We start from the raw sequence: 22,470 nt of genomic DNA, 5'->3' as shown, positions 1-22,470 counted from the left end.
TTTTTACACGAGGGGTTGATATGGCATCGAGAGCAGAATTAGAAGAGTTTCAGCGTTGGTGGGATACAGAAGGCGATTGGGTTGAAGAGCCTAATGAGCGCCGCAAAGGCATGAGCGGCGTTCAGCGCATTGAACGTGATGGCAAAACGCTTTATGTAAAACGTCAGGTGATGCACCTATTCCACTCTCTTCGTTATCCATTTGGGCGTCCAACCATTGTGCGCGAAATTCAGGTGATCAACGAACTCTCTGCGGCAGGCGTGATTGTCCCCAAAATCGTATACGGTAAAGCGCTGCAAATTAATGGCGAGTGGCGTGCCCTACTTGTAACGGAAGACATGAAGGACTTTGTTTGTATTGGTGATTGGTATACGCAGAAACAGAATCAAGCCTGTGAGCCTGAGGTGATGAATGAACTTCTCAAGCAGATTGCCGTTGCCTTTAAAAAAATGCATAGCGTAAATCGGCAGCACGGTTGCTGCTATGTTCGGCATATCTATGTGAAAAGTCATGGGGACGTTGAGGCTGGATTTTTGGATCTTGAAAAGAGTCGCCGCCGTTGGGTGAGAGAAAAAGCGGTACAGCATGATTTTAAACAGTTAGAGAAATACTTAGAGCCGATCCCTACTGAAGATTGGCTGCGTGTAAAAGAGCACTACTATTCTTTATAACGTATTCTTTAACGCCCCCTATTCACCACTGAAATATGGGCAGACTATCCTGCCCATCGGTGATTTATGCGTCTAGTTTTTGACCGCAATTTGAGGGTTGACGCAGTTTTCCTTCACCGTACCGTTTAATGCAGCAATCAGATTATCGACGGCGCACGCCGCCATACCGTAGCGGGTTTCATGAGTGGCTGAGCCAATATGCGGCGCTAAAACCACATTTTTGAGTTTCATCAGCTCTGAATCATGAGGCAGCGGTTCACGCTCAAACACATCTAAGCCCGCCGCGAGAATGGTGCAGTCTTTCAATGCCTCGACCAAGGCATCTTCATCAATAACAGGCCCGCGACCTGCATTGATTAAAATGGCGCTTTTTTTCATTTTGTCTAGCTGCGCGCGCCCAATCATATGGTGCGTTTGTGACGTCAGCGGTAGCGTGATACAAACAAAATCAGATTGGGCCAACAGCGTATCTAAATCGCAATGCTGTGCCTGATATTTTTGATTCGCCTCTGGGTTTGGCGTGCGGGTGTTATAAAGCACTTTCATGCCAAAACCAAAGTGAGCGCGCTGCGCCAGCGCCATACCAATGCGCCCCATGCCAAGAATACCCACGGTTTTGTGGTGAACGTCTGTTCCGTAATGATCGGCCCCAAGGCTATCATTCCAGTGTCCGTCACGGATCCATGCATCTAATTCTGGAATGCGACGCGCAGTGGCCAGCATCAGCCCCATTAACGTATCCGCGACGGTTTCTGTTAACACGGTGGGTGTATGCATCAGCAAGATATTACGTCGAGTCATCTCGTCGACGTCAAAATTATCGTAGCCGACTGAAATGGTTGAAGCGGCTCGAAGCTTAGGCGCTTGTGCCAGTAGGTCAGCGTCAATACGCCCGCCAGAACCGATTAATCCTTCTGCGTTTTTTAACGCCTGTAAAAATGCAGGGAAGGTTTGATGAGAAAGCTCATCAAAGGCGGTCACGCTGAAGTGTTCATCGAGCTTTTGGCGCAGGTCAGCGGGTAGCGTTTTATAGAGAACGATGGCAGGTTTCATGTTTACTCCTAGGAGATAGGCGTCAGGATTGGCTGATAATTCAGGCTCTTTCATTTCAGCATAACAGCGAAAGATGCAAACAGGGTTCTGAATTGAGTCTTAATCACGATGAGTTTTAAGGATTCAACCAACAAAAAAGGGCGTTGCTAGAACAACGCCCTTTCTCATGGGAGGGGGAGAGTGAAATGGTTAACCCAAAAAACTCAGCAGCGCGGCACATAGCACGGCGGCAAATGCTGTCTGCGATGAGTGTCCGGCGGCGGTGGCGAGCTCAGCACCCTGCGAGATCAAGCTCAGTATCGAATCGATCATCATAACCTCCAAAAACTGTGCCGATGATCATACCGATCTGCGGTGTGCAGTAAAAGATCGGCATAGCCGTTTTTTTGTGCGCCAGATTGTATTTTTATTAACCAGATACAACATATTAACAAACCACTGATGATCGGCTAATGATCACTCCATTCCCAACTCTTTTAGCTTACGTGTCAGGGTATTGCGCCCCCAACCGAGCAGCCGCGCGGCCTCTTGCTTATGGCCATGAGTATGGCGCAGCGCGGTCGTCAGCAGAATACGCTCCATTTCTGGCTGTGCCTCAGACAACAGATCCTGATGCCCAGATCGCAAGGCATGCTCTGCCCACTGAGCCAAAAGCGCAGACCAATGATCGGGCGAGGCGGTTCCGCTGGTGGATTCCGGTACGCTGGTTTCAAACAGTTCGCTTGGCAAATCTTGAACCAGCAACTCCTGCCCGGCGGCCATAACGGTAAGCCAGCGGCAGGTGTTTTCTAGCTGACGCACGTTGCCTGGCCACGGAAGACGAGTGAGCGCCAACTCGGTATCAGGGTGAAGAATTTTTGCTTCAACGCCTAATTCGGTGGCGGCCACTTTCAAAAAGTAACGCGCGAGGCGAGGGATATCTTCACGACGTTCGCGCAACGGAGGCAAATGCACGCGAATAACGTTAAGGCGGTGGAATAAATCCTCACGGAATTTTCCTTCCTGCACCCGTTGTTCAAGGTTTTGATGCGTTGCGGCAATAATACGTACATCGACTTTGACGGGAGCATATCCGCCAACGCGATAAAACTGACCGTCGGCTAACACGCGCAGCAAGCGTGTTTGCACATCGAGTGGCATATCACCGATTTCATCCAGAAACAGCGTGCCGCCGTCTGCCTGTTCAAAACGGCCCTGACGAATTTGATTAGCGCCGGTAAAGGCTCCTTTTTCGTGACCAAACAGCTCTGACTCAATGAGGTCTTTAGGGATGGCGGCCATATTCAGCGCAATAAACGGCGCTTTGCCTCGTGGGCTGTGGCGATGTAGCGCGTGCGCGACTAGCTCTTTACCCGTACCGGATTCACCGTTAATCAATACGCTGATTGAAGAACGCGAAAGTCGGCCAATAATGCGAAAAACATCCTGCATCGCCGGTGCTTCACCGATGATATCTGCCGCAGGATCGTTAATGGGTTCGCTGCGCGCTGGATGCTGCTGTTCCTGATAGTGGCTGATCGCCCGCTCTACAAGGGCGACCGCTTCATCAATATCGAAAGGCTTAGGCAAGTAATCAAAGGCACCTTGCTGATAGGCGCTCACCGCGGCATCTAAGTCTGAATGCGCTGTCATTATGATGACCGGAAGCATGGGGTGGCGCTGTTTTATCTGCTTAAGTAACGCTAAACCATCCATGCCGGGCATGCGGATATCGGATAACAAAACGTCCGGCGTTTGGCTGGCTAAAGCACTCAGCACCTCGTTTCCGTTCTCAAACGTGACGCAGCGCAAACCCGCGCCGGTCAGTGCACGTTCCAGCACCCAGCGGATGGAACTGTCATCATCAACGATCCAGACGATTCCCTGTTGCGTTGTCATAATCACCTCTGTTTACGGAAGGCCGCTTAGTAAATGTTGTAAATTACTTGCGAATAGGCAGATAAACCGAAAATTCGGTATGCCCCGGCCAGCTATTAAATTCAATTTTACCCTGATGTTGGTCGATGAGATTTCTGGCAATCGACAGGCCGAGTCCGGTGCCACCTTCGCGGCCACTGACCATCGGATAAAACAGGGTATCGTGCAGATGGGCGGGGATCCCCGGACCATCATCTTCAATATCAATACGCGCCGCTAAGCGATAGCGCTCGCCATGCAGTGTGAGCTGAAATGCGGTTCGAGTGCGCAACGTAATCGTACCTCCCGCGTTTCCTAGTGCCTGAAGCGCATTGCGAGTGATATTGAGCAGTACTTGTTCAATTTGTTCTGGATCGTGCTCAAGCTCCGGCAGGCTCGGATCGTAATCCCTAACCAGCGTGACGTTGTCGGGGCATTCGAGTGAAACCAGCTGGCAAACACGTTCTGCTACCTGATGAATGCTTTGTGTGACGTGTTGACCGGGGCGCTGAGGGCCTAACAGCCGATCGACCAGATTTCTTAGACGGTCTGCCTGCTCGATGATGACCTTGGTGTATTCGGTCAGCGAGGGATCGGGCAAGGCTTTAGCTAACAGCTGCGCAGCGCCGCGTAATCCACCAAGCGGGTTTTTAATCTCATGAGCTAATCCACGCACCAAATCGCGGGCGGCGACCTGCTGTGCATGCTGTAGCTGTTCTTGGCTGAGGCGGCGCTGGCTATCCATCGGAGAGAGTTCCAACAGGATAAAGTCATCACTCATGGGTTGTGCCGTGAGCGCCATAATATGAGCATGACCATCGATAACCAGCGTGACTTCATTATCGGTAAACCCCTGTCCAGCGTGCAGGCTATCGTGCATCAGCCGAATATTCAGCGAGAAGTAGCCTAATAAGTCTGGGAGCGGGGTGCCAAATAACTTGCGAGAACTTTGAGCCAACAGCTGTTGCGCGGCTGGATTGGCGTAATGAACCGCCAGATTGCGATCAAGCAACAATACGCAGGTAATCAGTGAATTGAGAATTTGCCCGGAATCAGGCTGTTTACGTGCGGTTTGCGCATCGGTCATGGATTGGTCGGCCATATTGCGGGCTCCTGCACTGTTTTGGTGCAAATAAGATAAATGCACTTTAGCATGCTTTCAAAACCGTGGGATTTGGCGAGTAAAAAATTTCTCCGCGGGTGCCCATCAGTTAGGTGCTCAAAAAAAGTGGAGAAAAAAACCCATCCGAAGATGGGTATAAAGTTTCCACGGCAACAAAAAATCGACGAACCAATTTGAATCTTTTTGCGGCACGCCATAAGACGTGCCAAGCGCATGAGCGTGTTTTAGACGCCGGTTTTAGACGCTGTAGTACAGTTCAAACTCAACAGGATGCGGCGTCATGCGAACACGTTCCATCTCTTCCTGACGCAGTTTGATGTAAGCATCGATCGCGTCATTGGTGAACACGCCACCGCGGGTCAAGAATTCACGGTCAGCATCCAGACAGGCCAGCGCTTCGTCCAGAGAGCCCGCAACGGTTGGGATCTCTTTCGCTTCTTCTGGAGGCAGATCGTACAGGTTTTTATCCATCGCATCGCCAGGATGGATTTTGTTCACAATACCGTCCAAGCCTGCCATCAGCAGTGCCGCGAAGCACAGGTATGGGTTAGCCGCTGGATCTGGGAAGCGAACTTCAATACGGCGTCCTTTCGGGCTGGCGATCACTGGAATACGGATAGAGGCAGAACGGTTACGGGCAGAGTAAGCCAGCATAACTGGTGCTTCGTAGCCTGGAACCAAACGCTTGTAGGAGTTGGTGGTTGGGTTTGCCAGCGCGTTGATCGCTTTAGCATGTTTGATTACGCCGCCAATGTAGTACAGCGCCATTTCAGACAGGCCTGCGTATTTGTCGCCTGCGAACAGGTTAGTTCCGTTCTTAGACAGGGACATATGGCAGTGCATACCAGAACCGTTATCGCCAAACATTGGTTTTGGCATGAAGGTCGCGGTTTTGCCGAATGCGTGAGCCACGTTGTGAACCACGTATTTGTAAATCTGAATTTCGTCAGCTTTTTTGGTCATGGTATTGAAGCGGGTTGCCACTTCGTTCTGACCGGCGGTTGCAACTTCATGGTGATGAGCTTCAACCACTAAACCCATGTCTTCCATGGTCAGACACATGGTCGAGCGGATGTCCTGTGAAGAATCGACAGGAGGAACTGGGAAATAGCCGCCTTTCACCGCTGGACGATGGCCTTTGTTGCCGCCTTCGTATTTGGTGCTGGAGTTCCATGCGCCTTCGATATCGTCAATGGCAACGTGGGAGCCACGAATGCTGCTGCCGAAACGAATGTCATCGAACAGGAAGAATTCTGGTTCAGGCCCAAACAGAACGGTGTCTGCGATGCCTGAAGCGCGCAGGTAATCTTCTGCACGTTTAGAGATGGAGCGCGGGTCGCGGTCATAGCCCTGCATGGTGCCTGGCTCAAGAATGTCGCAACGGATAATCAGAGTCGGTTCTTCAAAGAACGGATCCAGAACCGCAGTGCTTGCATCTGGCATCAGCACCATGTCGGATTCGTTGATACCTTTCCAGCCGCCGATAGAGGAGCCGTCAAACATTTTACCTTCTTCAAAGAAGTCGGCATTGACTTGATGAGCAGGGATCGTAACGTGCTGTTCTTTACCTTTCGTATCAGTAAAACGCAGGTCTACGAATTTGACTTCATGCTCATTCAGCATTGTTAATACGTGTTCAGCGGACATACTCTACTCCCGGTTGCCTAAGGTCGTCGTGGAACGAATCTGTATATATAAATGGTTTTTTCACCATAAATTTATACAAGCTAAAACCATGCCAACTTTACAAATCGCTCGGAAAGCGCATAATTGGCGTATCTGGTGATAGGAGACTATGCACCAGAATCGAATTCCGCACCAGAATGGTGCAGTGTAAGATTTCATATGCACCATTCCAGTGCAAATTGTTCATTCCCGCGCCGTTTGGCATCGTGAATAGGATCACAAACTCACCTTTTTACGGTTGTTTATAAGAGATGCTTGTGATCTTGTTTAGTCCCTCGCTTATTACGTGTACAATAGCGCGCTATTTCTAATGCCTGAGGCAAAGCTGTGATCGAAAATCTGCGTAACATCGCCATTATTGCGCACGTTGACCATGGGAAAACTACCCTGGTTGACAAGTTGCTACAACAATCCGGCACGTTCGGTGAACGTGAAGAAGCAACTGAACGCGTAATGGACTCCAACGATTTGGAGAAAGAGCGTGGGATTACCATCCTCGCGAAAAACACCGCCATTAATTGGAAAGACTACCGTATCAACATCGTGGATACCCCGGGGCATGCTGACTTCGGTGGCGAAGTTGAACGTGTAATGTCTATGGTTGACTCGGTACTGCTGGTTGTTGACGCAATGGATGGCCCTATGCCGCAGACCCGTTTCGTGACCAAAAAAGCATTTGCTAACGGTCTGAAACCAATTGTGGTTATCAACAAAGTTGACCGTCCGGGCGCACGTCCTGACTGGGTTGTCGATCAGGTATTCGACCTGTTCGTTAACTTGGACGCAACCGACGAGCAGCTGGACTTCCCAATCGTTTACGCATCTGCGTTGAACGGTATCGCGGGTCTGGACCATAACGATATGGCCGACGACATGACTCCGCTGTATCAAGCGATTGTTGACCATGTATCTCCGCCACAAGTTGAAGCTGATGCACCTTTCCAGATGCAAATTTCTCAGCTGGACTACAACAACTACGTTGGCGTTATCGGTATCGGCCGTATCAAACGCGGTAAAATCAAACCTAACCAACAGGTTACTTTGATCGATAGCGAAGGCAAAACTCGTAACGGTAAAGTCGGTAAAGTTCTGACCCACATGGGTCTGGAGCGTATCGAAGCTGACGTTGCTGAAGCTGGCGACATCATCGCAATCACCGGTCTGGGTGAACTGAACATTTCCGACACCATTTGTGAAGTGGGTAATGTTGAAGCTCTGCCTGCGCTGAGCGTTGATGAACCAACTGTAACCATGTACTTCTGCGTAAACACCTCTCCGTTCTGCGGTAAAGAAGGTAAATACGTGACCTCCCGTCAGATCCTGGAGCGTCTGCAGAAAGAACTGGTACACAACGTTGCTCTGCGCGTTGAAGAAACTGAAGATGCTGACGCATTCCGCGTTTCAGGCCGTGGTGAACTTCACCTGTCGGTTCTGATCGAAAACATGCGTCGTGAAGGTTTCGAGCTGGCAGTATCTCGTCCTAAGGTTATCAACCGTAAGATTGATGGCCGTATGCAAGAACCGTTTGAAAACGTAACTCTGGATATCGAAGAGCAGCACCAGGGTTCAGTCATGCAAGCCATGGGTGAACGCAAGGGCGACGTTAAAAACATGGTTCCAGATGGCAAGGGTCGTATCCGTTTGGATTACATCATCCCTGCGCGTGGCCTGATCGGCTTCCGTACCGAATTCATGACTATGACTTCTGGTACTGGTCTGCTGTACTCCACCTTCAGCCATTACGACGATGTACGTCCAGGCGAAATCGGCCAGCGTCAGAACGGCGTGCTGATCTCTAACGGTCAGGGTAAAGCGGTTGCGTTTGCTCTGTTCGGTCTGCAGGATCGCGGTAAGCTGTTCTTGGGTCACGGTGCAGAAGTTTATGAAGGCCAGATCATCGGTATTCATACTCGTTCTAACGACCTGACCGTTAACTGCTTGACCGGTAAAAAACTGACCAACATGCGTGCGTCTGGTACTGATGAAGCAACGACTCTGGTTCCTGCGATTAAAATGTCTCTGGAACAGGCTCTGGAATTCATCGATGACGACGAATTGGTAGAAGTGACTCCGGTTTCTGTACGTATCCGTAAACGTCACCTGACTGAAAACGACCGTCGCCGCGCAGCTCGTGGCCCTAAAGAAGACTAATCTTCTTTAACGATTGTTTAAGTCTGATATGAGGGCACCTTTGGGTGCCCTTTTTTTATACCTAAAAATCAGATCCAGTTTTCATCATCTAGCGTTTCAGCTGTTTTTGCTGTCGCTGAGTTTTTTACCGGCGTTGTGGTTTGACCTTTAATTTGAAAGACGGCGACGGCCTGCGTTAGGGTTCCTGACAGATCCTCAACGTTCGCAGCTGTGGTTGCGACCTGCTCGACCAAGGCCGCATTTTGTTGAGTAACCTGATCCATCTGGGTGATGGCTACGCGTATTTGTTCGACACCGCGGCTTTGTTCTTCAGAGGCGTAAGAGATGCTGTCCATCATCGTGCTTGCCTTCGAGATAGCGCTGGTCATTTCCGCGATTGTTGACCCCGTTTTATCTGCCAGTTCCGCACCTTCTTGAATTTGGTAAGCAGATTCAGAAATGAGGCTGTTAATTTCTTTGGCTGACTGCGCAGAGCGTTGGGCAAGGTTACGCACCTCGCTGGCGACAACGGCAAACCCACGACCGGCTTCACCTGCGCGAGCGGCCTCCACGGCGGCATTCAGGGCTAAAATATTGGTTTGGAAAGCAATGCTATCGATGACGCTAATGATATCGCCCATCTTTTGCGCATTGGTTTTAATGGCATGCATTTTGGTGGTCATGTTTTTCATCTGCTGTTCGCCTTCATGAGCGATAGAGGCCGATGTTTGGATCATGGAAGAGGCTTGCACGGCGTTATCCGCGTTGAGCTTAACCGTAGACGATATCTGCTCCATGCTGGCGGCTGTTTCTGCCAGCGCGGATGCCTGCTCTTCCGTTCGGCTAGATAGGTCGGTGTTGCCTGCTGCAATTTCTTGAGTGCCAATATTAATGGATTCCACCCCATCGCGAATAGACGTCACGGTTTCAATCAGCTCATATTGCATCTCTTGCAGCGCGGCACATAACTTACCAATTTCATTATTGTTTTCAACTTCAATCGGGTGACGAAGATCGCCTTTACCAATTTGAGCAAAATAGCCGGATACCTTGTTCAATGGTTTCACCAAGATGCGATCCAACCAGAAGTAAGCAATGATAAATAGCACCACCACGGCGGCTAAAATAGCGCACATGATTTGAATGGAGAACGTGTAAGAGGCTGTGCTATCGGCACTCGCCTTGACCAGATTTTCCTGACGTAGGCTCACGTAGTTTGTGTACTGATCATCATATTCTTTACGCACCTTTAGGCGAGATTCTTGATGGCTTGTCATCGACTGTTGGAGCTGTTCTGGTGTGGTGAAATTTTCCAATAAGCCAATATTCGTCAACGCGCTTGAAACCTGATCCGCCTGCGCTTTCTCCATAATTCTACCGATTTCTGGTCGGCTCATGGTTATGCCAGGGATCTTCATAAACAAGTCAAAGTTAGTCTGCGAGGTTTGTAATTCTTGGCGCAGTGCTTGACGACCTGAGGCACATTAACCGGCATATTATTGGTCAGTTGGATAACCGTGCTGTCGATAATCGAACGCAAGCGTAAGACGGCATCACGTGAATCAGAGAGCGCTTTTTGTTCGCTTGCGGTAACTTCCAGAAAGTTAACGTCCTCATCGTTCTGGTGAAGAAAATACATCCCGATTCCACTGGACGTAAATTGAAGTAAGGCAAATACGGCTAATAAAATGAGCAGTCCTGTTCTGATTGTTAGGTTTTTAAACATAATTTCCGGCCTTATTTGGGTAATAAATATGCGATGTTTGATTTTCTATCGGCGGAACTTAGAAAATTCTTATACCCACAGGGAAATAAAGGTTTTGCTGCTATTGAAATAGTCATACGTAGTGAGGAATTGTGATCTATGTCCAATTTTTGCGCGCTTAAGTAGGGAGTTCTACTATCAGGGTGTTGTGCAAAGCTTCAGAACAGCGGATTTTGAATGTTCTGTATTCGTTGCGGCGTTTAGAGACGGTGCCTATTTCAGCGCACGATTTCAGGTTAGAGTAAAAATTCACAAAAAATCAGGAGCGGCACATGTTGTACATCTTTGATTTAGGGAATGTGATTGTAGATATTGATTTTAAGCGCGTGCTCGGTGTTTGGAGCAAATATAGCGGTGTGCCGCTGGCAACCCTGTCCGAAAGGTTCAAAATGGGTGAAGTTTTCCAGCAGCATGAGCGTGGTACGATTACCGATGAAGAGTTCGCGCACAAACTCTGTGCTGAAATGGGGATAGCACTCAGCTTCGAACAGTTTGAGTTAGGCTGGCAGTCGGTATTTGTTGGTCTACGTCCAGAAGTCATTGAGCTGATGAAAAAGTTGCGTAGTTACGGTAATCGTGTGGTTGTGCTCTCCAACACTAACCGCCTACACAGCAACTATTGGCCAAAGCATTATCCTGAAGTGGAGGCTGCCAGCGATCACATGTACCTCTCTCAAGATCTTGGTATGCGCAAACCCGATGTGGAGATTTACCAGCACGTGCTGGCTCAGGAACATTGCCCAGCCAGCGATGCGGTATTCTTTGATGACAACGCTGAAAACGTTGCGGCCGCGGCGGCGTTGGGAATTAAGTCTATTCTCGTCACGGATAACCAAGTGGTGCCCGCGTATTTTGCCTAACCTATCTATGGGGTAGGTAATAAGAGGGGCAGGTAATGGGATAATTCGTTTTGTCCTTCGCATTTTTTTGCGCAACCCCAAGAAAACGTTAACATTAAAAGATGTTTAACCGCTCAGGCCGTAATGTCATGGTCTGAGCGTTGTTTTCAGGAGGGGGCATGACCCTTTTTTCTTGGCAGTCAGCAAAGTCTTGCGTCTCATTTGGGCGTCTCTTGTGGGCCAGAGTTAATCACGACCGAGTGAGCATGATGGCGGGCAGTCTGGCCTATGTTTCTTTGTTATCTCTGGTTCCTCTCGTCACGGTGGTTTTCTCTCTGTTTGCCGCTTTTCCCATGTTTGGCGAAGTTTCTGAACAGCTCAAACACTTTATTTTTACCAATTTCGTTCCCGCTGCTGGCGATGTCGTGCAGTCTTATATCGAACAGTTTGTCGCTAACTCCAGCAAGATGACCGCCGTGGGTGCCGTTGGGCTGATTGTCACGGCTCTGCTGGTGATATCCTCCGTTGACGGTGCGCTAAACCATATTTGGCGTAGCCGTACCCAGCGGCCAATCGTCTATTCATTTGCGATCTATTGGATGGTATTAACCCTTGGACCCATTTTAGTGGGGGCCAGCATGGCGATTAGCACCTATCTGCTTTCCATCCGCTGGCTGGCGATGACCGGTGTGTATTCGCTGGTGGATCAGGTACTGCGCATTTTTCCTCTCTTGCTCTCCTGCGCCAGTTTCTGGCTCATTTACTGCGTCGTGCCCACGCAGCGAGTTCCCGCCAGAGATGCGCTGATCGGCGCGGTGGTGGCGGGGCTATTGTTCGAACTGGGTAAAAAAGGCTTTGGGCTATACGTCACGATGTTTCCATCGTATCAATTGATTTATGGCGTACTGGCCGTGATACCGATACTGTTTGTATGGGTCTACTGGAGTTGGTGCATTGTGTTATTAGGCGCAGAGATTACCGTCTCGCTCAGTGAATACCGCGCCATGCATCAGCGCGCAAAACGAGAAGAAAACCAGAGAATTCAAGCAACATCGCCAGAAAACGATAAGGAAGAGAAGAACTAAATGATAGCGTTAATTCAGAGAGTAACTCATGCCAGCGTTGTTGTTGAAGGCACAACCGTGGGCGAAATCGGCCCAGGCCTTCTGGTATTACTGGGCGTTGAAAAAGAAGATAACGAACAAAAAGCTCAACGGCTGCGTGACAAAGTATTGGGTTATCGCATTTTCAGCGATGAAAACGACAAGATGAATCTTAACGTTCAGCAAGCCGGTGGCAGTGTACTGGTGGTTTCCCAATTTACCTTAGCCGCAGACACCCAAAAAGGGATGCGACCGAGCTTTTCAGGTGGCGCCGCTCCCGATGAAGCAGAACGCCTGTATGAATACTTCGTGGGCCAGTGCCGTGAAACCGGCATCAACACCCAAACCGGGCAGTTTGCAGCCGATATGAAGGTTTCACTACTCAATGATGGGCCGGTCACTTTCTGGCTCCAGGTTTAGTGCGTTCTCCTCGTTGTAATGAGAAACCCAGCTAACATGAGAAACTGGTGGGCTCCTCCCCCTGTGAAGGGGGAGGTTGGGAGGGGGTTGTAACGCGAATGCTGTAAAACAGAGAGAGCAAGTTATGTATCACCTGCGAGTTCCGGTTACAGAGCAAGAGCTAAAAGATTATTACCAGTTTCGCTGGGAAATGCTGCGTAAGCCGCTGCATCAACCGGTGGGATCGGAGCGTGATGCCTATGATGCGATGGCGCACCATCAAATGGTGGTTGATGAGTCGGGTAAACCGGTTGCCATCGGGCGCTTATATATTAATGCCGATAATGAAGCCTCTATCCGCTTTCTGGCGGTTGATCCCACCGTACAGGCCAAAGGGTTAGGAACGCTGGTGGCGATGACGCTGGAGTCTGTAGCGCGTCAGGAAGGGGTTAAACGCGTGGTATGTAGCGCACGTGAAGATGCGGTGGAGTTTTTTGCCAAACTGGGTTTTGAAAATCAGGGGGAGATTACCGCGCCGCAAACTACGCCGGTGCGTCATTTCCTGATGATTAAACCGGTAGCAACGCTCGATGATATTTTGCATCGTCCCGATTGGTGCGCTCAGTTGCAAAAAGCATGGTACGAAAACATCCCACTCAGTGAAAAAATGGGTGTGCGTATCAGCCAATATACCGGCCAGCGTTTTGTGACCACCATGCCGGAGTCAGGCAATCAAAATCCGCATCAAACGCTGTTTGCAGGCAGTCTGTTTTCACTGGCAACGTTAACGGGCTGGGGGCTGATTTGGCTGCTGCTGCGTGAACGCCATTTAGGTGGAACCATTATTCTTGCCGATGCACATATACGCTATAGCGCACCGATTACCGGTCGACCACGCGCGGTTGCGGATCTCAGCTCCGTCAGCGGCGATCTGGACAGGCTTGCCCGTGGGCGCAAAGCTCGCGTTCAGCTTTCCGTGAATTTATATGGCGATGAGCATCCAGGTGCGGTGTTTGAAGGGACGTATATGGTACTGCCTGCGACCGAAGATGATGATGAGGGCAGTATTCAGTAAGGCTTGGTGAATAGTAGCCCCACCCTAACCCTCCCCTTCGCAGGGGAGGGAACCGCTCGGTGATGCGTGGAATTTCTCCGAGCGGCTTCGACCAATGCGAAGGGCGGCCAAATTATGCCGCCTGCGGCATTCCGACCTGTTTGTTACGTAAAAATAGCACCACTAGCGTTAGCCAAATAATACCGCTCATCAGGTTAAATAGGCTGAACCAGCTATTGCCGCCGAGCAGATAAGCGTGTTTGGTTAACTCAATGCCGACGGTAAAAATCAGCATGCTCAGCATACCCATTGCCGCCGACACGGTGCCTTTGCTCATATCGCTGGAAAACAGCGTTAAACGATATAGCCCTGCGTTAGCGATTCCGATCCCGAAGGCATAGATACTTAGCCCCGCGGTCATCCACAGATAGGCATGAGATGCGTGTACCGTGGCAATCGCCGCGATTGCGAGTCCCAGCATCATTGGCCATGCGCCTAGTTTAATCAGGGAGCGAACGCTACGGGTACTGGTTAGTTTTGCTAGCGTAAAGTTGCCTAAAATCAGAGCGCCGAACACCGGAACCTGTAGAAGGCCGTAGTCATAGCTGCTTAAACCTTCGCCGCTAATTATGATGACCGGAGACTGCGCAATCCAGGCTAAAAGCGGCAAACTGGCGAAGCCGGTCGCGAGCGCACCACACAGAAAATGGCGGTTCGATAGCACCTGTTTATAGTCCTGCCCCAGCGCTTTCAGCGACAGCTTTTCACCACGGCGCGTCGCGGTTTCAGGCATCGCACGCCACAATCCATAGAAAGAAAACGCGGCGAGTGCGGCAAACATCACAAACATCATTTGCCACGGCAAAATATGCACCCAAGCGGCACCGGCTAACGGCCCCAGCAAGGGAGCTATCAGGGCCACGTTCGCCATCAGTGCGGTGATTTTTATGCACACCGATTCTTCAAAAGACTCTTGAATAGCGGCATAGCCCACGGCACCGATAAAGCACAGGCTCACGCCCTGCAAGAAGCGCAGCAGCGTAAATTGTTCAATCGTCTGTGCCAGCAAAATGGCTAAACACATCACGACAAAATAGGCCACGCCCGCCAACATAACTGGACGACGCCCGATGCGGTCTGACAATGGCCCAAGCAGCCATTGCAGGAACATGCCGCCAGCCAGATAAGCGGTCATTGACGTTGGTACCCATTCTTGGCCAACGTTAAATTCTTGCACCACGGTCAACATACCGGGCTGGATCATGTCGTTGCCGATGTAGGTGGTGAATTCATACAGAACCAGACAAAGCGGAAACAGCAGCGCCTGTCGGCCCAATCGCCCTGCGGCGGAGAGAGACTTTTGCATATTTATTAGTTATTTGTTTATTCAGAAAAGGGAAAAAAACCGGCGATGTGTCGGTGAACAGATTATGTTTTACGAACAACGTAAGGCTGAGTGGCTATTTTGCCGTCAATTATCACGCTTGGCAATCAGTGATGTGTCACTCAAAAATATAAATCACGATTAGCTTAGGCATTCTTCTGATTGCTGACGGAGGGGTCGGAAGGTTAACCTGTTTTTAACAAAAACACCGTCGGTGTTATACGGAATTCTGGTAAGGGCTTGGCGCAAAACATGAGTCAGAAAATCATTTGGATCGATAACTTACGCGCCACGGCTTGCCTCATGGTAGTGATGATCCATTCAACAACCTACTATGTCACCAGTGGGTTTAGCATTGGCCAAATAAATTGGGATGTCGCTAACCTCCTTAATTCGGCGTCTCGGGTATGTGTACCCTTATTTTTCATGATTTCTGGCTATCTGTTTTTTGGCGAGAAGTCGGCTCAAGGGCGGCATGTGCTGCATGTTTTGCGCTGTTTGCTTTTTTACAGCGCCCTAGGGCTGCTGTATATCAGTTTGCTGACACATATTAACCCGTGGCTTTCTATTCGATATTTTCTCGTGAAGCCGGTGTTTTATCACCTGTGGTTTTTCTATGCGATATTGGCCCTGTATATCATTTCCCCATTAATTAGCGTGCGTGCGGTGAGTGCGCGGTATTTGGCGATAGTAGTTGCCGTACTGGCGGTTATTGCCAACCCTAATTTGCCGCAATACAGCTATCAAGGAATTAAGCTGCTCCCGATTAATCTGCACATCTCTGGTGACATGTTTTACTACCTGCTTTATGCGTTGATGGGCCGATCTCTGGGGATGTTACATACCGAGCTGCGACGTGTATCTTGGAGTGCGGCGCTAATTTTTATCGGGTGTGTGGTCGCAATTGCATTTTCCACCTACCGCCAAACACAGCACAACGGCGGATTTGCTGATACTTACTACATGTACTGCGGGCCACTGGTGTTTATAGCGAGTTGTGCCATTTTTCTATTCTTTAAGAATAACTTTAATCACACTCAATCTCGATGGATGGCGTTTATTTCACGTCATTCGTTGGCAATTTATGGCTTCCATGCCTTTTTTATCCACTTCATTCGCACCCATCATTTAGACGCACGCAGCTGGCCGCTGGTGGATATTTTCATGGTGTTTTTCTTCGCGCTGGCGGGAAGTTTATTGTGCAGTTGGGTGTTAGGAAAAATCGATAGAAAAGGCTGGGTTTCATAGCGATCCCCCATCCTCACACTGGTGAGAATGGGGCTAAAGTGGCACCGGTTACTTCTCTAAAAAATGAAGTTTCCACGACGCCAAGGTTCTTGGCATCATTTTCTCGTCCTTATTTTTTGAGCTGTAATAGCGCATGGCCAGTTGGCCATTTTTGTCTGGCACAATCAAACCTGCCCACATATCGCCTTCTGGCGTGTACATGATAATAGCGGCTTTATTATTTGATGCGCCACGCACCCACATCGAAACGACTCGTGCGCCAATGTTGTCGAGATCTTCACTATAAATATAGACGTTCGCGGTATCGACAAAGCGCTGGTAATCAACACCCACAAGCTCACGAAATTGCTGGTCGCGAGCGGCTTCCGTAATAATGCCAATGGATAACAACGAAGGCTTTGGACGAGGATCCTTGGTAGCTTTTGTATATTTCCCATCGATGAATACGCCATCAGGCATAGACATTCTGCATCCCCAGTCGGCATTGCTATGAATTTGCAGCGAGCCATCCTTTTTAGGAATCAGCAGCAGTTTACAACTGCTAGTATCCGTCACGCGATCGACGATACCGATGCCGTAAAGCTTACGGGCTTCAGCGGTATATTCATCACCGTTCATACCTGTCCAGGCATGGATATCAATGTTAAAACCCCATTCGTTATTGCGACTGAACTGAACGGTGCCCCCGCTCATATTACCCGCGCTGAGATTCCACCACTGCCCATCCCATTGGAAGTTAGTATCGGCATCAGAAAGGGTGCTGATACCCTCATAATAAGCGCGCTCGATACAATTATCGCTGGTGCACTTTTCGAGCGATTTTTCCCAGTTTTCGTACTGGCTATGCACTTTCAGCGAATCTTCTTTAACCAGCATGGCACGATAAATAATGGTCATCGTGGTGTCTAGCCAATGCAGGCCATCGTTACTACAGATGGTATTTTCCAGCGGCGTGGTTGCACGCTGGCAGTTGACTGCCATGGCTTGGCTACTGGTTAAGCCAACGAGCAGAACCCAGAGAAACTTAATTAATGTGTTTCTAACACACATATTAAAACCTAATAAGAGTAAATCGGATTAATCATCGCCAGTATATTTGGCAAAACATTAACCAACAAATTATTTATCATCTTTGTGTTTATTTTTTGCGCTTAAGATTTTTCTAACTCATGTCGCTTTTAATAAATGTTCTTTCTTTTATTGCTTGAGGATGTCATGAGAATAGAAAGTAATAATTTTGCTTACTTATCAACTGAACTTATATCTCAGAATCAAAACGAAATGACACGGAAGCCGCTCGGGATCCAGCGAGCAAGCGGACATGAATGTCCACAAACTGGGGTATGGCGGATGATGAACTCATCTTCACATCCTGTTCTAAATATCCGAAAAGGCACCGTTATGCCTTACTATCAAGGCTCGCCCGTCAATTGGCAGTTAGCTGACTACATCTTGAGTGACGAGATCGACTGATAGCGTGTTCCCGCCGCTTTGATTTTAACGCCAATTCATTTTGGGCTGACTTTAAAGCGGCGGTTTTAGTTAGAGTTGGCTGAGATTTTTCTTATCAAGTTACTGTTTTATCCACCAATGTTTCGTTATCCAATATTGTCACCAAAGCGATCGCGATAATCCTTCGGCGTCATGCTGTATCCCTTCTTAAATACTGAATAGAAATATTGCAGCGACGGATACCCGCACATCTGGGAAATTTCATTGATCGATAGCGAGGTGGCGATTAAGAGATTGCGTGCGCGATCCAACTTTTCTTCATGGATTACGGCATGAATGGTTTGTCCTGTTTCATCTTTAAACCGCTTCTCTAGATTTGAACGAGACATGCCCACGGCATCCAAAACTTGCTCAACCTTGATCCCTTCACAGGCATGGTGACGAATAAAATGCATGGCTTGAATGACGGACGGATCGCTTAGCGAGCGGAAATCGGTCGATCTCCGTTCAACGACTTTTATCGGCGGAACTAAAACACGTTGAGGTACTGACGGCTTTCCGCTAGATAGCAGCTGGTGCAGCATTTTAGCTGCGCGATAACCCATCTGGCGCGTGCCCTGTGCGACTGATGAAAGCGCCACGCGTGACAGATATCGCGTGAGCTCTTCGTTATCGATACCGATGACGCTAATTTTTTCAGGTACGGCAATATCAAGATGCTCGCATACCTGTAACAGATGGCGAGCACGCGCATCGGTAACGGCAATAATCCCCGTCTGTGGCGGCAGCGTTTGCACCCAGTCAGCTAGCCGGTTCTGTGCGTATTGCCAGTTATCTGGCGTGGTTTCCATTCCTTGATACACCACGCCTTGGTATTGCTCTTTAGCAACCAACTGGCGGAAAGAATACTCTCGCTCTTGCGCCCATCGTTTATCACTGTTGGTTGGCAGGCCATAAAAAGCGAAGCGATTGATGCCTTTTTCTTTGAGATGCAAAAATGCGCTTTCGACCAGAGCATGGTTATCGGTGGCGATGTAAGAAACCGGTGGATAGTCTTCTTCACGATGATAAGAGCCGCCGACGCCGACAATCGGCACTTCGAGATGGCTTAACAACGCTTCGATTTCACGGTCGTCAAAATCGGCAATCACGCCATCGCCCAGCCAATCTTTAATATTGTCGATACGGCAACGAAAGTCTTCTTCGATGAAAATATCCCAATCACACTGAGAAGCCTGTAAATACTCACCCACACCTTCCACCACCTGACGGTCATACGCCTTGTTGGCATTGAATAACAATGTAATGCGATAGCGTTTGGCGAACATGCTGACTCCATTAAACGATGATGAGTAAGGCGCAAACAGGGAAGCAAAATCGGGCGTGAAGGGGATAAAGCATTATTTCACAACACTCATCCGACTTTACGCCGGATGAGTATGAAGGATTTTAGATTTTAATGTCTTGATCCTGTGAGCGAGGATGATGAGTCCAGAGTGATTCGAGTTCCTCGAGTGATTTTCCTTTGGTTTCTGGAACATATTTCCACATAAACAATGCGGCGAGAATGCCCATGACGCCATAAATCCAGTAGGAAAATCCGTTATGGAAATGCGCTACCAGATAGGAGTTTTTATCCATCATTGGGAACGTCCAAGAGACAAAATAGTTGGCTATCCATTGAGCTGCCACGGCGACCGCTAAGGCCTTGCTACGGATTGCATTAGGGAATATTTCTGCCAGTAGTACCCAACAAACCGGCCCCCACGACATAGCAAAAGCCGCCACGTAAAACAGCATTGACGCGAGCGCCACCACGCCAGAAAGCTGGGCATAGAAAGCGGTGCCTAAGCCAAACATCCCAAGCGACATACCCAATGCGCCGATGATCTGTAAAGGTTTACGGCCAAATTTATCGACCGTCATAATGGCGACTACGGTAAAGGTTAAATTGATAACCCCCACAATGATGGTTTGTAGCAGGGCAATATCCGTGCTGGCTCCCAAGGTTTTAAACACTTCTGGTGCGTAATACAGCACCACGTTGATCCCAACGAACTGCTGGAATACTGAAAGCATGACGCCGATAACGATGACACCCGCACCAAACATCAGCAATCGTGCATTGGCATGTTCTGGATTATTGAGCGAGCGAGTAATTTCTTTCAGCGCAGGTTCGGCCTGTAATTTCCCCATGATGCGAGTCAGAATATCGCTTGCCCGTTTGGTTTCACCACGAGCGATAAGCCAACGAGGGCTTTCTGGCACGGAAAATAGCAAACCAAAGAATAAAATTGCCGGAATCGCCTCTGACGCAAACATATAGCGCCAACCGATGCTATTTAGCCATAACGCATCGCCAGAGCGCGCGATAAAATAGTTAACGCAATAAACCATCAGTTGGCCAAAAATAATAGCAAACTGGTTGAATGAAACTAATTTACCTCTTATTTCAGCCGGTGCAATTTCTGCAATATACATAGGGGATAGCATTGACGCTAATCCTACGCCGACGCCACCAATTATTCTATAAATAACAAACTCAGGAATATACCCTGATAAGTAAACGGGTATGCCTCCATCTGGGTTAATAGCGCTTAACCCTAATTCTGGCCACCCAGAACCGATAGCAGAAATAAGGAAAAGCAGTGCTGAGATCATTAATGAATTTCGACGACCAAAGCGATTGCTGAGATAGCCACCCATTGCACCGCCGATGATGCATCCAATCAGCGCGCTGGCTACGCAGAAGCCTAGTAGTGAGTTGGCAGCGGCTTCGCTGAGGCCTTGTGGTTGTACAAATACTTGATTTATCGAATCAACCGTACCTGATATGACCGCCGTATCATAGCCAAAAAGGAGACCTCCCAGTGTGGCAACCAGCGTGATTCTAAAGATATAGGATGAGTTATAGTGCTGTTTCATAGTAATTGCCCTGCCTTACTTTTTAGACATGCAACATCTGATTTCTAATAAAAAAGCTCTTTTTTATTTCTATCCGTAGAGTGATACTGAACTTCTAATAAAAATCAGATAAGAGGTTTAGCCTTAAGATAAAACGGAGTTAATCCTCTAGTGGCAATCGTTTTAAAACAATTGTCATATTTTGCTTCTGAGTTATGAATTGTGTTTTTTATGACAAACATCATACTTCACCCCTTTGAGGGGTATTTTTTGAGACTTTGAGATATAGAGCACAATTAATAATTCTCTTAACGGCGGTGTGAGATTTCGTAATTGATATGGTGAAGTGAGACTTTCAAGATGGTGACGTCAACGCACACTGAACCTACTTAGAGGGTATCGCCATGCAATCGTATTTTGATCAACTAGAACGTGTTCGTTTTGAAGGAACTCATAGCACTAATCCTTTAGCTTTCCGCCATTACAATCCAGACGAAATTGTTCTTGGTAAACGCATGGAAGAGCACCTGCGCTTTGCGGCGTGCTACTGGCATACCTTCTGCTGGAATGGTGCGGATATGTTTGGTATCGGCTCATTTGACCGCCCTTGGCAGCAGCCGGGCGAAGCGCTGGAACAGGCGAAGCGCAAAGCCGATGTCGCCTTTGAATTCTTCCACAAGCTGAATGTGCCGTATTACTGTTTCCATGATATCGACGTGTCGCCCGAAGGCGCTTCGCTGAAAGAATACGTCAATAACTTTGCCGTGATGACCGACGTGCTAGCTGAGAAGCAAGAAAGCAGCGGTGTGAAGCTGCTGTGGGGCACGGCGAACTGCTTTACGAATCCGCGCTACGGCGCAGGTGCGGCTACTAACCCAAATCCAGACGTTTTTGCTTGGGCTGCCACTCAGGTTTGCCAAGCGATGCAGGCGACCAAAAAATTGGGTGGCGAAAACTACGTGCTGTGGGGCGGGCGTGAAGGCTATGAAACCCTGCTGAACACCGATTTACGCCAAGAGCGCGAGCAGTTAGGGCGTTTCATGCAGATGGTGGTCGATCACAAACACAAAATTGGTTTCCAAGGCACGTTGCTGATCGAACCAAAACCACAAGAGCCAACCAAGCATCAATATGACTATGATGTTGCGACGGTTTATGGATTCTTAAAACAGTTCGGTTTAGAAAAAGAGATTAAGGTAAATATCGAGGCCAACCACGCCACGCTGGCGGGTCATACGTTCCATCACGAGATCGCCAGCGCGATTGCACTGGGTATTTTTGGATCGGTAGATGCCAACCGAGGCGATGCGCAGCTCGGCTGGGACACCGATCAGTTCCCGAACAGCGTAGAAGAAAATGCGCTGATCATGTTTGAAATCCTCAAAGCAGGCGGTTTCACCACCGGTGGTCTGAACTACGACGCCAAGGTTCGTCGCCAAAGCACGGATAAATATGATTTGTTCTACGGTCATATTGGCGCCATGGATACGATGGCGCTATCGCTGAAAATTGCGGCCAAAATGATTGAAGATGGTGAACTCGATCGTCGCGTTGCGAAACGTTATTCCGGCTGGAACGGCGAATTTGGTCAGCAAATCTTGCAGGGAAAACTCTCTCTGGATGGTATTGCGCAATATGCACAGCAAAACCAGCTCGCGCCGCAGCATCAGAGCGGACATCAAGAGCTGCTGGAAAACGTGGTTAATCGTTATATTTTTGGTTGATACTTTCCCTTGCTAACCTCCCCCTAAATAGGGGGAGGA

At 48.8% G+C, this 22,470-nt stretch carries 19 protein-coding genes; 8 read left to right on the top strand and 11 right to left on the bottom strand.

Annotation, left to right across the window (positions count from 1 at the left end; all coding sequences use genetic code 11):
• The first annotated feature begins 20 nt into the window (after positions 1 to 20).
• Positions 21 to 671 carry a lipopolysaccharide kinase InaA gene (inaA, locus tag U0008_RS21500; RefSeq protein ID WP_043489898.1) on the top strand — a complete coding sequence of 217 codons (651 nt, stop codon included), beginning with the start codon at positions 21 to 23 and terminating at the stop codon, positions 669 to 671.
• Between the two features lie 72 nt (positions 672 to 743).
• On the opposite strand, the gene ghrB is transcribed toward inaA, so the two are convergent.
• From ghrB to glnA, 5 genes are all read right to left on the bottom strand, one after another.
• The gene (ghrB, locus tag U0008_RS21495) at positions 744 to 1,724 is read right to left on the bottom strand and encodes a glyoxylate/hydroxypyruvate reductase GhrB (RefSeq protein ID WP_043489895.1); all 981 of its coding nucleotides are present in this window, start codon (positions 1,722 to 1,724) and stop codon (positions 744 to 746) included.
• A 189-nt stretch (positions 1,725 to 1,913) separates the two neighbouring features.
• Positions 1,914 to 2,036 carry a YshB family small membrane protein gene (locus U0008_RS21490; protein WP_147288302.1) on the bottom strand — a complete coding sequence of 41 codons (123 nt, stop codon included), beginning with the start codon at positions 2,034 to 2,036 and terminating at the stop codon, positions 1,914 to 1,916.
• 144 nt (positions 2,037 to 2,180) lie between these two features.
• Positions 2,181 to 3,602: a nitrogen regulation protein NR(I) gene (gene glnG, locus U0008_RS21485; protein ID WP_043489893.1), complete on the bottom strand. Its 1,422-nt coding sequence runs from the start codon at positions 3,600 to 3,602 to the stop codon at positions 2,181 to 2,183.
• Between the two features lie 43 nt (positions 3,603 to 3,645).
• Entirely contained in the window at positions 3,646 to 4,707 is a 1,062-nt protein-coding gene (gene glnL / locus U0008_RS21480) for a nitrogen regulation protein NR(II) (protein WP_025799737.1), read from the bottom strand.
• Positions 4,708 to 4,980: 273 nt separating this feature from the next.
• The gene (glnA, locus tag U0008_RS21475) at positions 4,981 to 6,390 is read right to left on the bottom strand and encodes a glutamate--ammonia ligase (RefSeq protein ID WP_040044551.1); all 1,410 of its coding nucleotides are present in this window, start codon (positions 6,388 to 6,390) and stop codon (positions 4,981 to 4,983) included.
• A gap of 366 nt (positions 6,391 to 6,756) precedes the next feature.
• Between glnA and typA the strand changes: the two genes are divergently transcribed.
• Positions 6,757 to 8,580: a ribosome-dependent GTPase TypA gene (gene typA / locus U0008_RS21470; RefSeq protein WP_025799735.1), complete on the top strand. Its 1,824-nt coding sequence runs from the start codon at positions 6,757 to 6,759 to the stop codon at positions 8,578 to 8,580.
• 68 nt (positions 8,581 to 8,648) lie between these two features.
• On the opposite strand, the gene U0008_RS21465 is transcribed toward typA, so the two are convergent.
• Positions 8,649 to 9,956 (bottom strand): methyl-accepting chemotaxis protein, encoded by a 1,308-nt coding sequence (locus U0008_RS21465; protein ID WP_226930030.1) that lies wholly within the window; start codon positions 9,954 to 9,956, stop codon positions 8,649 to 8,651.
• A gap of 17 nt (positions 9,957 to 9,973) precedes the next feature.
• Entirely contained in the window at positions 9,974 to 10,285 is a 312-nt protein-coding gene (locus U0008_RS21460; protein ID WP_226930031.1) for a Tar ligand binding domain-containing protein, read from the bottom strand.
• Between the two features lie 311 nt (positions 10,286 to 10,596).
• Between U0008_RS21460 and yihX the strand changes: the two genes are divergently transcribed.
• The 4 genes from yihX (at position 10,597) to fabY (ending at position 13,740) form a co-directional block, all read left to right on the top strand.
• Positions 10,597 to 11,184 (top strand): glucose-1-phosphatase, encoded by a 588-nt coding sequence (gene yihX / locus U0008_RS21455; RefSeq protein ID WP_025799732.1) that lies wholly within the window; start codon positions 10,597 to 10,599, stop codon positions 11,182 to 11,184.
• 158 nt (positions 11,185 to 11,342) lie between these two features.
• Positions 11,343 to 12,248, top strand: a complete 906-nt coding sequence (locus tag U0008_RS21450; protein WP_025799731.1) for a virulence factor BrkB family protein — start codon at positions 11,343 to 11,345, stop codon at positions 12,246 to 12,248.
• Positions 12,249 to 12,686, top strand: a complete 438-nt coding sequence (gene dtd, locus U0008_RS21445) for a D-aminoacyl-tRNA deacylase (RefSeq protein ID WP_025799727.1) — start codon at positions 12,249 to 12,251, stop codon at positions 12,684 to 12,686.
• A gap of 124 nt (positions 12,687 to 12,810) precedes the next feature.
• Positions 12,811 to 13,740 (top strand): fatty acid biosynthesis protein FabY, encoded by a 930-nt coding sequence (gene fabY / locus U0008_RS21440; protein ID WP_040044547.1) that lies wholly within the window; start codon positions 12,811 to 12,813, stop codon positions 13,738 to 13,740.
• A 112-nt stretch (positions 13,741 to 13,852) separates the two neighbouring features.
• On the opposite strand, the gene U0008_RS21435 is transcribed toward fabY, so the two are convergent.
• Positions 13,853 to 15,085, bottom strand: coding sequence for an MFS transporter (locus U0008_RS21435; RefSeq protein WP_043489888.1), 1,233 nt, complete (start codon positions 15,083 to 15,085; stop codon positions 13,853 to 13,855).
• A gap of 270 nt (positions 15,086 to 15,355) precedes the next feature.
• Between U0008_RS21435 and U0008_RS21430 the strand changes: the two genes are divergently transcribed.
• A complete protein-coding gene (locus U0008_RS21430; RefSeq protein ID WP_043489887.1) occupies positions 15,356 to 16,351 on the top strand; it encodes an acyltransferase in 996 nt (331 codons plus the stop codon).
• A 48-nt stretch (positions 16,352 to 16,399) separates the two neighbouring features.
• Here the strand turns inward: U0008_RS21430 and U0008_RS21425 are convergent, their stop codons facing one another.
• The 3 genes from U0008_RS21425 to xylE all read right to left on the bottom strand — a co-directional run bounded on the left by U0008_RS21425 (position 16,400) and on the right by xylE (position 20,728).
• Complete coding sequence (locus U0008_RS21425; RefSeq protein ID WP_043489885.1) at positions 16,400 to 17,401, bottom strand: lysozyme inhibitor LprI family protein; 1,002 nt, start codon at positions 17,399 to 17,401, stop codon at positions 16,400 to 16,402.
• A 548-nt stretch (positions 17,402 to 17,949) separates the two neighbouring features.
• The gene (xylR, locus tag U0008_RS21420) at positions 17,950 to 19,131 is read right to left on the bottom strand and encodes a D-xylose utilization transcriptional activator XylR (protein WP_025799717.1); all 1,182 of its coding nucleotides are present in this window, start codon (positions 19,129 to 19,131) and stop codon (positions 17,950 to 17,952) included.
• A 121-nt stretch (positions 19,132 to 19,252) separates the two neighbouring features.
• Entirely contained in the window at positions 19,253 to 20,728 is a 1,476-nt protein-coding gene (xylE, locus tag U0008_RS21415; protein ID WP_043489883.1) for a D-xylose transporter XylE, read from the bottom strand.
• A 383-nt stretch (positions 20,729 to 21,111) separates the two neighbouring features.
• On the opposite strand from xylE, the gene xylA reads away from it, so the two are divergent.
• On the top strand, positions 21,112 to 22,431 hold the full coding sequence (xylA, locus tag U0008_RS21410) for a xylose isomerase (protein ID WP_025799713.1): 1,320 nt from the start codon (positions 21,112 to 21,114) through the stop codon (positions 22,429 to 22,431).
• Positions 22,432 to 22,470 lie beyond the last annotated feature (39 nt).

This window comes from Hafnia alvei, assembly GCF_034424155.1.
Lineage (GTDB): Bacteria > Pseudomonadota > Gammaproteobacteria > Enterobacterales > Enterobacteriaceae > Hafnia > Hafnia alvei.
The sequence above is the reverse complement of the archived record's forward strand: the minus strand, read 5'-3'. Positions and strand labels throughout refer to the sequence as shown.

Coding starts and splice junctions, on each gene's coding strand:
- inaA (WP_043489898.1), top strand. CDS start 21: ATGGCATCGAGAGCAGAATTAGAAGAGTTTCAGCGTTGGTGGGATACA.
- ghrB (WP_043489895.1), bottom strand. CDS start 1,724: ATGAAACCTGCCATCGTTCTCTATAAAACGCTACCCGCTGACCTGCGC.
- U0008_RS21490 (WP_147288302.1), bottom strand. CDS start 2,036: ATGATCGATTCGATACTGAGCTTGATCTCGCAGGGTGCTGAGCTCGCC.
- glnG (WP_043489893.1), bottom strand. CDS start 3,602: ATGACAACGCAACAGGGAATCGTCTGGATCGTTGATGATGACAGTTCC.
- glnL (WP_025799737.1), bottom strand. CDS start 4,707: ATGACCGATGCGCAAACCGCACGTAAACAGCCTGATTCCGGGCAAATT.
- glnA (WP_040044551.1), bottom strand. CDS start 6,390: ATGTCCGCTGAACACGTATTAACAATGCTGAATGAGCATGAAGTCAAA.
- U0008_RS21465 (WP_226930030.1), bottom strand. CDS start 9,956: ATGAGCCGACCAGAAATCGGTAGAATTATGGAGAAAGCGCAGGCGGAT.
- U0008_RS21460 (WP_226930031.1), bottom strand. CDS start 10,285: ATGTTTAAAAACCTAACAATCAGAACAGGACTGCTCATTTTATTAGCC.
- yihX (WP_025799732.1), top strand. CDS start 10,597: ATGTTGTACATCTTTGATTTAGGGAATGTGATTGTAGATATTGATTTT.
- U0008_RS21450 (WP_025799731.1), top strand. CDS start 11,343: ATGACCCTTTTTTCTTGGCAGTCAGCAAAGTCTTGCGTCTCATTTGGG.
- dtd (WP_025799727.1), top strand. CDS start 12,249: ATGATAGCGTTAATTCAGAGAGTAACTCATGCCAGCGTTGTTGTTGAA.
- fabY (WP_040044547.1), top strand. CDS start 12,811: ATGTATCACCTGCGAGTTCCGGTTACAGAGCAAGAGCTAAAAGATTAT.
- U0008_RS21435 (WP_043489888.1), bottom strand. CDS start 15,085: ATGCAAAAGTCTCTCTCCGCCGCAGGGCGATTGGGCCGACAGGCGCTG.
- U0008_RS21430 (WP_043489887.1), top strand. CDS start 15,356: ATGAGTCAGAAAATCATTTGGATCGATAACTTACGCGCCACGGCTTGC.
- U0008_RS21425 (WP_043489885.1), bottom strand. CDS start 17,401: ATGTGTGTTAGAAACACATTAATTAAGTTTCTCTGGGTTCTGCTCGTT.
- xylR (WP_025799717.1), bottom strand. CDS start 19,131: ATGTTCGCCAAACGCTATCGCATTACATTGTTATTCAATGCCAACAAG.
- xylE (WP_043489883.1), bottom strand. CDS start 20,728: ATGAAACAGCACTATAACTCATCCTATATCTTTAGAATCACGCTGGTT.
- xylA (WP_025799713.1), top strand. CDS start 21,112: ATGCAATCGTATTTTGATCAACTAGAACGTGTTCGTTTTGAAGGAACT.